Genomic DNA, 10,314 nt, shown 5'->3' on the forward strand with positions numbered 1-10,314 from the left:
CCCCGGCGAGAAACCTGTTCGACTTGCATGTTCCATGATCGGTTGAGATACGGCTTCTCAACGCAAGCCTGAGGTCTGGTCTGTCGGTGGGCTTCATCGCCGACTCCACCTGACCGTCCTGTGCTGGCTGCACAATTCAAGCATGGATTGGCCGTCTCCCATCCGCCGAGCCATTGCCCCGGTGTCGGAACGGAGTCAGACTCCTTGCGATTTCGCTCACACCAGCGACGAGTTCCCTTTCAAGCCTGGAGAGCCATGCCGTACACAGACCCGTCCCAACTGCGAGACCACAACCAAGACTGGCTGGACTACTACTACAAACGCCGGGCCAAGGACATCCTCGCGCTTGTCGACGACGAGCTGATCGCCGAGCACCAACACAATCCCGAGCAGTCAGAAGGAAGGCACAGTAAGAAGCTGCAGGAGGTGCTCAACCATTTGCGCGCCCTGCCCGTGATCGGGAAAACCTTCGCCTACGCGGTTGAGCCCTACAAACAGTACCGCATCGGAATCATCACCCAACGCGGCACTGAGTGCAGCTGGGTGAATGACTCAACCTTTCCGGATGAGAAGGCCGCCGTACACGCGATCTTCCTGTACCGCTTGTCCGAACTGCGCCGCAAGGTTGGCGCCGACAGCCTTGGAGAGGTGCACTGATGCCCCGCTTGCGCCTTCGCGGATACACCGACACGCCGAGCTACGAGCCGGGCGGTCAGGTCAAGGTCCATGTCTCGGCGAACGACGCCGGTAGCTACCGGGCCGAGCTTGTCCGTCTCTTCAACGGCGATCCTCACCCCGATGGTCCCGGCCCCCGCGAGGAGGTCGTGAACGTAGCCTCCAACGGAGAGTACCCAGCGCGTCTGCAACGCACCCAGAACGGCGGCTACGTGCAGGTGCCTGACCCCAGCGGTCGGCTCGCTCCCGAGGGGAGCTTCTCCGTGCACGCCTTCATCAGCTCCATGGTCCCTGCCCGAGGCCGACAGGCTGTGATCTCGAAGTGGGACGACGACACGAAGACGGGATGGAGCCTGGAAGTCGACGAGGATGGTGCCTTGCGGTTCGTCGTAGGCGACGGATCGGGCTCGACGTCGTCGGTGACCAGCAATCGACGTCTGTTCTCGGACACCTTCTACTCCGTGTCCGCCACCTACGACAGTGAATCGGGCACCATCGCCCTTTTCCAGAAGTCAGTCGTCAGCAGTACAAACGGGGTCTTCGGTAAGGTCTTTCCGCTCGACTCCGACTGCGCTGTTCAGGCAGCGGCGGCGGTGGCGCCGGAAACCGCCGATGTGCCGCTCATCATCGCCGGCCTCGCCGAGTCCGTCGCGGACGACACGGGCCGCACCTGGGTGACCGCCAACTTCAACGGGAAGATCGACTCGCCGGCCATCCTCGAAGGCGTAGCTACAACGGAGACCGCCGAGGTACTCGCCACGGGCACGATCCCAGCGCAGCTTCGGGTCATCGCCCGATGGGACTTCGCGGCCGGCTACACCAAGGACGGCATCGTGGACGACCTCATCCACGAGGTCGGGGGCGCTGGACTCAATGGCTTCACCGTCAACACTCCCGACCGGGCGATGACCGGGTGGAACTGGCGGGGGACTGAAGAGGTCTTCAAGTACTGCCCTGAGGAGTACGGTGCGATCTGGTTCCATGAGGACTCTCTCGACGACTGTCGCTGGGATGTGGACTTCGAGGTCTCACTCCCCGCAGATCTCGCCAGCGGGTGCTACGCAGTTCGGCTGACTCAGGGCGATTCCGTGGACTGGGTGCCATTCTTCGTACGGCCACCGGCAGGGACTGCAACAGCGAAGATCCTCCTGCTGATCCCGACGATCTCCTACCTGGCCTACGCCAACAGCCAGGTCATGCAGAACGCCCCGACAGCACAGGCGATCATGGGACACTTCTCTACCCTGGAGGAAATCGACCTCGAGCTCAACGAGAACGGCGGCTACGGGCTAAGCACCTACGACTACCACATTGACGGCCGCGGATGTCAGTACTCCAGCTGGAAGCGACCCATCCTCAACATGCGCCCCCGCTACACCCACGAGTTCGGCACGGTGTGGCAATACCCGGCCGACCTCCAACTGGTGGACTGGCTCAACACCATGGGCTTCGAGTATGACGTCGCGACGGATCACGACCTTCAGCGCGAAGGCGTCGACCTCTTCAAGCGCTACAACGTCGTGATGACGGGTACACATCCCGAGTACTACACGCGGCAGATGATCGACGCCTGGGAGACGTATCTCGCTGAGGGCGGCCGCGGCATGTACCTGGCCGGCAACGGCATGTACTGGATCGCGTCGCCGCACCCGCAGAAGCCCTGGCTAATGGAGATCCGCAAGGGCGAGCAGGGCGACCAGGCATGGCGAGCCCGCCCGGGCGAGCTCTATCACGGGACCTCTGGAGAACGCGGAGGCCTTTGGCGGATGCGAGGTCGGTCATCCGCGAAGGTCTGGGGTGTCGTTTACACCTCCCACTGCCTCGACGTCGGCTATGGCTACGAGCCTATGCCAGATTCATACGACCCAAAGCTGTCCTGGATGTTCGACGGCATCGAGAAGGGGGCCGTCATCGGCGACTTCGGTCTGGTGAATCATGGCGCAGCCGGCGTTGAGGTGGACCGCTACGACCAGTCCGCCGGAACCCCGCCGAACGCCTATCTCGTGGGCAGTTCCTACAGTGAGAGCAACAACTGGGTTCTGGTCCCGGAGGAGAACTACTTCGCCTTCCCCGGTATGTACGCTCCCGAACATCCGATGGTGAAAAGCGACCTGGTCTACTTCTCGACGCCTAACGGTGGTGCGATGTGGAGCGCCTCGTCCATGTCGTGGTGCGGCAGCCTCCAATACGATGGCTGCGACAACAACGTCTCGCAGATGACCGCGAACGTGTTGCGCTACTTTTCCCAGGACGGCAAGCTGCCTGAGATCTGACAGCTCGGGTCCTGCCTTCGCCGTCGGCGAAGGCAGGACCCGAGCGGCATCGTAAGCTGACATCGGACTCGTCAGGAGCACTACTTCGGAAGCCAGTCCAGAATGAGCAGAGCCGCGAGGAGATCCTGCTCCGCCGACCGGACGGAGTACCCGAGTTCGGCCTCGCATCGTTGGATCCTATTAAGCACCGTGTTGCGATGGATTCCGAGTTGATCAGCGGTCCGCTGGTAGCTACCCGAATTCGCCAAGAAGACATGCAGAGTGCTGCGGAGGCTCTCCGCAGCAGGGGGCGTCGCCGTAGCGAGCGGTCCCAAGCGCCGAAGGGCGAACCGGCGCGCGCTCTGGGGGTCCGACATAAGCACGGCTGCCAGCCCGGCTTCGTTCGTAGTCACCACATTGGCCGGTAGGACCCGGGCTCGGTCCATAGCCGTACGCAGGGAACGAACTTCTTCATGGCCGTCCCGGAACCCCGACAGGCCAGTACAGCGGGCGCCCAAGGCCAGTCGGATCCCGCGCACGGGATTCACCTGCGCCGAGTTGATGCCGTCGCTGTCTGCAGTACCGGGCACGAGCAAGGAGCGGAGCTTGGTCAACACTGCGGGATCGATCTCGGTCGTTGCGGCCGTCCACCCCCACATCTCGGTGAGCCCGTCCTCGACTGTGAGCGCTTCCCCATATCTCGTCCCGCCGAGCAGATTGTGGATCCGCTCCGCCAGGGCGGACAAGCCGCGCCACTGCTCATGGGCTGTGGGCGGAAGCCAAAGGATCCAAGCCCTGTGGACCCCATCGATCGAAAAGTTCAGTGCCTTCCGCGCTGCCGCGGACGGCTGCGCACCCGCCAGGATGTCCTGTACCGCGCCGCGCCGAACTCGGCTGCTCGGGTTCGTCAGTTCTTGTTGAGCTGCGTAGTACTGCTCAGCGACCCGCAACGCCGCGAGGTCGAGGTAAGTGAACGTCAGGCTGTGCAGTCGCGCCGCGATCACGGTGGTGTCCTTGCCTTGCGCCGCCAATTCCGTCAGCTCCGGCTGCACCCAGCGATGCCAGATCATCGCATGGCCCACGTAGTAGACACGCATGAGCGTGCCTAGCGGGACCCTGGCTTGAATCATCTTTCGAGGCCACAGCAGTGCATAGGGTGGGGGATCGACGTCCTCGGGTGTGAGGCCGTTCGCCACCATGCCCCACATCGTGACCATGTTGTCGTAAACCGAGTTCGTCAAGGGACCGAGGTCGCCACCCGGGAGACGCACCCGGGGGAACAGCTCTGCACACCAGGCCACGAAGCCCTCAGTGATCTGCGGCGCCTTCTCGTACAGGCGCTGGCCCAGATCGCACAGCGTTGCCGCCTCAGCCGCGCCGATCGTGTGCGGGCCGAGGTCTGCCTGAATGTCGCCCCAGCGCTCGCCGACCACCCGCTCGGTTCGCCTCGATGTGGGCGATTGAGGCTCAGAGATGAGTGGACTGGCCGCCCTAGCATGCTTTGAAACGTGCCTCATAGACTCTACTTCCTCATAGACTCTACTTATAGAGCATTTTTGAAGAGCAATGGTCAAGATCTGTGGATCAATTGAGTTGGTTCATGCTGCATCGGCTTCGGGGCGTTCGACGAGTTGGCCGCGTTCGAAGCGGGCTCCGGCGCGGACGAGGGCAACGAGGTGGGGTGCGTTCACGGCCCGCCACCGCTGCTGGGCGGACTCGACAAGCTTGAAGACCATGGCGAGTGCGGCGGCCGGGCTGCCGGCGCCCTTGGTTACCTTCGTGCGGAGCCGCACCGTGGCGAAGGTCGACTCGATGGGATTCGTGGTGCGCAGGTGGATCCAGTGCTCGGCGGGGAAGTCGTAGAACGCCAGCAGCTCGTCCACGTCATCGGTGATCTTCTTGACGGCCTTGGGCCACTTCGCGCCGTACGTCTTCTCGAACGCGGCCACCGCCTTCAGCGCGTGCTGCTTGTCCTCTGCGTTATAGGTCTCCTGCAGGGCCTTCTTCGCCCCGGGTTGGGCGGACTTCGGAAGGGCGTCGAGGATATTGGGCCTGTTGCGTTTTCGCCTGCTGCTGCGTGGGGGATTTGGGAGACTTTGCGGATGGCCAAGGGTTTCCGCGTGGTGGAGCGCGATCAGCAGTTTCTACTTCCTCCGGATATGCGGGAGTGGTTGCCGGAAGATCATCTGGCCTGGTTCGTCCTGGACGCGGTGACGGCGCTGTCGGACGGCTGCCGGGAGAAGCTGCGCTCGTCGTACCGGTTGGGCGGGGTGGGTCGCCAGGCGTACGACCCGGAGATGCTGCTGGCCCTGCTGATCTACGCGTATGCCGGCGGGGTGCGCTCGTCGCGGAAGATCGAGCGGTTGTGCACCACCGATGTCGCCTTCAAAGTGATCTGCGGGCTGCACGGGCCGGACCACACCACCATCGCCCGGTTCAGGGCCGAGCGGCTGGGGGTGGTGGAGGAGCTGTTCGCCGAGGTGTTGCGGCTTTCGTTCGGTGGGATGAGGTTGGTCCGAGGGCCGCTGACTGGGTCACGGTCCGGGACTCCGGGCAGGTGTCAGTGGCTTCTGCGATCGTGTGCGTCGTGGATGAACTCGTGGAACGCGTTGACGCTCAGGACCGTGTGCTGGGGGTAGTCAGTCGGTGGGAGGCCGTTCGGGAGGGCTGGCTGCACCGAGTTGCCTCGGTGGTGTGCCGTGATAGGCAAAACCGCTTTCTCGTCCATCGGCGTGCCGAGCAGCTGTCCCGTTTCCCAGGGCACTACGAACTCGGGGTCGGGGGCGCTGCAGGAGTCGGCGAGTCCTATGAGGAGGCAGCTGCCCGCGAGCTCAGTGAGGAGCTGGGAACGCCGGCGACCGTGTGCCTTCGGTTCAAGTTCCTCAACCGGGGCGGGCTCAGCCCTCACTGGCTTGGGGTGTGCGATGCCGTGCTTCCGGAGATCGTCTCCCCCGATCCGGGTGAAGTGGCCTGGCACGGGTGGCTGACCGAGTCCGAGTTGCAGCGGACTCTGCAGCAGTGGACCTTCACTCCTGATAGCCAGGAGATTTTCGATCGGTATCTCGCCTACCGTGCTGACCCGGCGCCTTCGCAGAAACGGTGCTCATGAGCTGAGTCAGAGGGACGAAGGTACTGGTCGTTCCGAGGTCCCTCGGGGTTGGGCCGGCGGGGGTGGGGGTGTCCGCGAGGCGTTCGGCGAGGGCGGTGACCGCTTCGCGGTCTCCTTCGAGGGTTTCGCGCTCGTCATCTGTGACGTCGAGTTGTTCGAGCATCTGGTCGATGCCGTCCTTGACGGCCAGGAGCTGGCCGCGGGCGGAGTCTTTGGGGACGTAGAACGGACAGCGTGCGCAGGCCAGCCGGTCGGGACACTTGCTATGTGTTTTGAACCCTGGCGATCAGGTGCGTACGGCCGAATGATCCCCAGTGTGGGAGCTTGAGGGACGGTCCGGCAGTACTGCCGGGAGTGCGGTGATCCGCTGCCGTCGGCGATGGCGGTGGAGGCGGTGTTCTGCTCGGGTAGGTGCAGGTCACGGCGGTGGCGGAGCGCCAGCGGACCCGGCAGCGGGTGATCGCGATGCAGCAGGGCGAACAGATGGAGTGCCCGGTGTGCGGACGGTCGTGGACGGTGGGGGTAGAACGGTCGAAGTCGGCGGTGTACTGCTCGGACCGCTGCCGGGTACGGGCCTGCCGCCAGCGGCAGGCGTCACGGAACCCTGTTACGGATACGCCATAGCGTGACGCCTCGCGCACATCACCAACACCCCACGTCATTCAGGGGAGTTGGGGGCATCCGGAGGGTGCTTCGAGCGCCCCCGCTTCGCGCTCTGCCTCCGCGTGTCGCGCCCGCGCCACCGTGGACGTGACCGGGGCCGGCTGCCCTTGCCGGTCACATTGTGGGTGGCCGGGCCGGGCCCGGGGCAAGGAGACGGTGGTCATCATGACCGACCAGATCGGGAACGTCACCCGCCAGGTTACGACCAGCTCGTTACCCAGGCTCGCGAACTGATCGCGCAGGTCACGAAGGCCCAGTTCGCTCTGGGCGACATGGCCTTGGAGATCGAGCCCATGCGTCCGGTGGGCGGGTCCATGCCGAACGGAACGGACGACCTGTTCACCGTCACGGAGTCGCTGCAGCTGTTCGCGGACGACATCGGGGTCGCCCGGACGACCGTGGAGGACTGGCGGTGGACCGCGAACCGCTGGCTGGCGAACAAGCGTAAGGAGGGCGTGTCATTCACGGTTCACCGCATCCTGGCGTCGGTCTCGGACGATGCCGAGCGGTGGGCAGCGATCGAGGACCCTCCGTTCAACCCGCGCACCGGCGCCCGGCAGTGGACGCCGGACGGCGCCAAAAGGCTGGTCGGACAGCGGGTGGAGCGTCCTGTCACGCTGGATGAGAAGGTGCAGGCCGTCGCCGACCTCACCCGGGATGACGAAGTCGCCGCCCAGGTCGCGGCCGACCTGTTCAAGCGTCCCGAGGTCACTGAGCACGTCACCCCAGCCGACCGGATGCGGGTCGTGACCGAGCTGACGAGGGACGATACGGTCGCCCAGCACGTGACCACCGACCTGCTGCGTCGGCCGGCGGTGGCCCGGACGGTCATGCGGGATGACACCGCCAGGATGCTGGTCAACCGGGCGCAGTTCGACAACTCCGCCCAAACGCGGGAGCGGATCCGCGAGACCACCCTGCCGTACGACGCGATCATTGAGCGAACTGCGGACGGGATCCCGTACCTGGTACCGGAGTTGGTGCTGCTGTTTAAGGCTAAGGCGACCCGGCCCAAGGATCAGGCGGACTTCGAGGGGGTGTTGCCGCTGCTGGACCCGCCGCGGCGGAATCACCTTCGTGGGTGGCTGGAGCTCATCCACCCAGGGCATCCATGGCTGGCCGAGCTGGCGGGGCGAGTGCTGCAGTACAACCTCATTGCTTGATCGTCGTGGTCACTCTCGAAGAGCCGCCCCTTCGAGGATTGAGCGGGCGGAGTTGGCGTAGCGGAGGGCCGTGGCGGCGCTGATGCCGAAGACAGCGGCCAGGTGCAGGGGCTCGGGTCCGCGGTCGAGGGCTTCGTCGTCGAGCCAGCGGTCTGCTCGCAGGCGGTCGAGGGTGGCGTTGTGGCCGCGGAACAGGTTGGAGAGGTAGTAGCCGGTCGCCGGTTGGGTGTCGTAGGCGGTACGTGCTGACAGCAGCAGGTGGGAGTTGGCGGTGTTGGGCCAGCGTTTCCTTCGAAGGTCCAGGTAGCGGTGGATGATCTTGAGAGTGAGGTCATCGAGTCGCCGGTCGTGTCCCGCGATCGTGATGAGACGGTCGCCGAGATTTACGTCGTCGAGCTGGAGTGCGCGGATGTCGCCGGGACGAGCTGCGTGGACGGCGGCCAGGACGAGCGTCAGTCGGTGTTCGGGTGTCGTAGCAGTGGCGATGACCTGCTGGTAGTCGGTCTGGGTCAGGGGCAGGATCGGAGGAAGGCGGACGGCGCCAGGTGCGATGCGAGGGTGGGATTTTTGAAGATCAGCCGCTGAGCGCGGAGGTGGCGGAAGAGGGACCGCAGCGAGATCAGTGCCTGGGTGCGTGCTGAGCTGGATGGAAGTGATGCGAGGGCTTCTCGGACGTGATCTGGAGTGATCTCGCGTAAGTGGTCATGAGTGTGCGACCACAGGGTCAGCACCGGGGAGACCGAGCGCAGGTACTCCATGACGGTTTCCCAGGTCCGGGGCCGAACGCGCTTGGCGGCCACCCGGTGTTCACAGTGGTATCAACGCGACTGCCCGGCAATCGGCGGCCGAAGAACATCATTTTTGCCTCGTTCACCAAGCCGGACATCCGCTTCCGGTCCTCGGTGGACAACGACATCGAGATCGTCGGAGGGAACCCGGACGACACCCTCGTCTATGACCGTGAGATCCCTATCGAGGGCCTGCGCTGGCGTGATCTGCATGCCTGGTGGCAGGACGCCCGCGAGATCAGCAGTCCTCCTTTATCGCGTGCGAGCGTAACGCCGTCCGGGCAGCCGAACGGGACATCCGAACGCGGAGCCGGACCACGTCATCCGAGCGGCGGACACGGGAGAAGACATCGCCCCCGTGATGTACAGCGCAGGAAGGGAGATGGTGACGGTTTTGTCGTAGCGTGTGGGAAGACCGCGCCACTGCTTGAGCCTGTTGGTAGCCGTTTCTGTCTGCTGGTTGGGCGCGGGACCCGACCGCGCTGTAGGCGCGCATGTGACAGCGGCTCTTGGGTCAGGGACATGCCTTCTGTTGGGGGCGGGCGTGCTGGAGGCGCTGGAAAGCAAGGAGTGCTCCGGCCGGGGCCGGAGCACTGTGGAGGGAAGCGGGCGCCGGTGATGGTGGGCCGGCTTGGGTCAGGCGGCGCGGCGGGCGGAGGTGGTGCTCTGCTGAGGCCGGCTGGTGGTCTTCTGCCAGGTGCGGCGGACGGCGATTACGGCGTCGTAGCCGACGGTCAGGGTGGTCAGCCCGCACCCCGTCCGGACCGGGTGCACTGCGCTCACCTGTAGAGTTAACGTTCGCAAGTATTTGCCTTTGCCAAGCCTTTAGCCCGGCGCTCCCCATTTCATTTGCCTGCAGCAACCAATCGAATTATGGTTGCCTCAGGCAACGAACTTGGGAGGTGCGATGGCCGAGCAGGCGCAGTACGAGGAGCTGGCGCGCCAGTTCAGCGCCTTCGGCGCCGTGAAGAGGGACATGGGGCGGATCCTGCCGCCCGACTGCCCGAGTGGCTCCGTCCCCGTGCTGACACTGCTCGGCCGCCACAGCGACATGCGCATGAGCAAGCTCGCGGAGCTGCTCGCCGTCGACATGTCGGTCACCAGCCGCCATGTCGCGCACGCCGCGGACCGCGGCTGGATCGAGCGCTCCCCCGACCCTGCCGACAAACGCTCCCGGATCCTGCGCCTCACGGCACCCGGCCGGGCCCAGCTCGACGAGCTGTCCCGGCGCAGTGCCGCGCTGCTGGCCGAGCGGCTGAACGACTGGCCCGATGAGGACGTCAGCGGGCTCATCCACTTGATGGCACGGCTGCGCGAGAGCTTCGGCGACTGCCGGACCACGGCGGTCCGGGTCCCCGTTCCGTAAGTCGAAGAGACCACCCGTACACCCGCAAGCACGTATGAAAAGGAAGCCCATGGCAACGACCACACCAGCCGGTGTGCGGGCTCACGCCAAGCCTGGGGGAGGCTCCCCGGGGAGTGCCCCGATGTCCCACCGGCAGATCATGGAGGCCCTCTCCGGGCTGCTGCTCGGCATGTTCGTGGCGATCCTGTCGTCCACGATCGTCTCCAACGCACTGCCGAAGATCATCGGTGACCTCGGTGGCGGCCAGTCCGCCTACACCTGGGTGGTCACGGCCTCCCTGCTGTCGATGACCGCGACC

Annotated in this window: 10 protein-coding genes and 1 pseudogene; 7 read left to right on the forward strand and 4 right to left on the reverse strand. The window is 65.0% G+C overall.

Translation table 11 applies throughout. The features are described from left to right. The first annotated feature begins 255 nt into the window (after positions 1–255). Positions 256–657: a N,N-dimethylformamidase alpha subunit family protein gene (locus IEZ19_RS48130; RefSeq protein ID WP_189317697.1), complete on the forward strand. Its 402-nt coding sequence runs from the start codon at positions 256–258 to the stop codon at positions 655–657. After that, a complete protein-coding gene (locus IEZ19_RS48135) occupies positions 657–2,948 on the forward strand; it encodes a N,N-dimethylformamidase beta subunit family domain-containing protein (protein WP_189317698.1) in 2,292 nt (763 codons plus the stop codon). Before IEZ19_RS48130 ends, IEZ19_RS48135 begins: the two co-directional genes overlap by 1 nt. Positions 2,949–3,028: 80 nt before the next feature. On the opposite strand, the gene IEZ19_RS48140 is transcribed toward IEZ19_RS48135, so the two are convergent. After that, on the reverse strand, positions 3,029–4,360 hold the full coding sequence (locus IEZ19_RS48140) for a PucR family transcriptional regulator (RefSeq protein ID WP_189317699.1): 1,332 nt from the start codon (positions 4,358–4,360) through the stop codon (positions 3,029–3,031). 165 nt (positions 4,361–4,525) lie between these two features. Continuing rightward, positions 4,526–4,975: pseudogene (locus IEZ19_RS48145) on the reverse strand (transposase); the annotation flags it as partial. Positions 4,976–5,029: 54 nt separating this feature from the next. Between IEZ19_RS48145 and IEZ19_RS48150 the strand changes: the two are divergent. The 4 genes from IEZ19_RS48150 to IEZ19_RS48165 all read left to right on the forward strand — a co-directional run bounded on the left by IEZ19_RS48150 (position 5,030) and on the right by IEZ19_RS48165 (position 8,447). Then, positions 5,030–5,566, forward strand: a complete 537-nt coding sequence (locus IEZ19_RS48150) for a transposase (RefSeq protein ID WP_189317700.1) — start codon at positions 5,030–5,032, stop codon at positions 5,564–5,566. After that, positions 5,527–6,036, forward strand: coding sequence for an NUDIX domain-containing protein (locus IEZ19_RS48155; protein WP_189317704.1), 510 nt, complete (start codon positions 5,527–5,529; stop codon positions 6,034–6,036). The genes IEZ19_RS48150 and IEZ19_RS48155 overlap by 40 nt, the downstream gene beginning before the upstream one ends. 788 nt (positions 6,037–6,824) lie before the next feature. Next, positions 6,825–7,862 (forward strand): DUF6192 family protein, encoded by a 1,038-nt coding sequence (locus tag IEZ19_RS52360; protein WP_229841687.1) that lies wholly within the window; start codon positions 6,825–6,827, stop codon positions 7,860–7,862. A 309-nt stretch (positions 7,863–8,171) separates the two neighbouring features. Then, positions 8,172–8,447: a hypothetical protein gene (locus IEZ19_RS48165; RefSeq protein ID WP_189317705.1), complete on the forward strand. Its 276-nt coding sequence runs from the start codon at positions 8,172–8,174 to the stop codon at positions 8,445–8,447. Here IEZ19_RS48165 and IEZ19_RS54060 read toward each other — a convergent pair. Both IEZ19_RS54060 and IEZ19_RS48175 read right to left on the reverse strand, forming a co-directional pair. Next, positions 8,372–8,620, reverse strand: coding sequence for a hypothetical protein (locus tag IEZ19_RS54060; RefSeq protein WP_189317701.1), 249 nt, complete (start codon positions 8,618–8,620; stop codon positions 8,372–8,374). The genes IEZ19_RS48165 and IEZ19_RS54060 overlap by 76 nt on opposite strands. Positions 8,621–9,286: 666 nt before the next feature. Continuing rightward, positions 9,287–9,433: a hypothetical protein gene (locus IEZ19_RS48175; protein WP_189317702.1), complete on the reverse strand. Its 147-nt coding sequence runs from the start codon at positions 9,431–9,433 to the stop codon at positions 9,287–9,289. Positions 9,434–9,557: 124 nt separating this feature from the next. Here IEZ19_RS48175 and IEZ19_RS48180 point away from each other — a divergent pair, with 124 nt between their 5' ends. Next, positions 9,558–10,016, forward strand: a complete 459-nt coding sequence (locus IEZ19_RS48180) for a MarR family winged helix-turn-helix transcriptional regulator (protein WP_189317703.1) — start codon at positions 9,558–9,560, stop codon at positions 10,014–10,016. Positions 10,017–10,314 lie beyond the last annotated feature (298 nt).

Source organism: Streptomyces brasiliensis (assembly GCF_014647875.1).
In the GTDB taxonomy this organism is placed as follows: domain Bacteria; phylum Actinomycetota; class Actinomycetes; order Streptomycetales; family Streptomycetaceae; genus Streptomyces; species Streptomyces brasiliensis.

Bases quoted from the DNA above. Each gene is read 5' to 3' on its own strand.
- IEZ19_RS48130 (WP_189317697.1), top strand. From the start codon at position 256: ATGCCGTACACAGACCCGTCCCAACTGCGAGACCACAACCAAGACTGG.
- IEZ19_RS48180 (WP_189317703.1), top strand. From the start codon at position 9,558: ATGGCCGAGCAGGCGCAGTACGAGGAGCTGGCGCGCCAGTTCAGCGCC.
- IEZ19_RS48150 (WP_189317700.1), top strand. From the start codon at position 5,030: ATGGCCAAGGGTTTCCGCGTGGTGGAGCGCGATCAGCAGTTTCTACTT.
- IEZ19_RS48135 (WP_189317698.1), top strand. From the start codon at position 657: ATGCCCCGCTTGCGCCTTCGCGGATACACCGACACGCCGAGCTACGAG.
- IEZ19_RS54060 (WP_189317701.1), bottom strand. From the start codon at position 8,620: ATGGAGTACCTGCGCTCGGTCTCCCCGGTGCTGACCCTGTGGTCGCAC.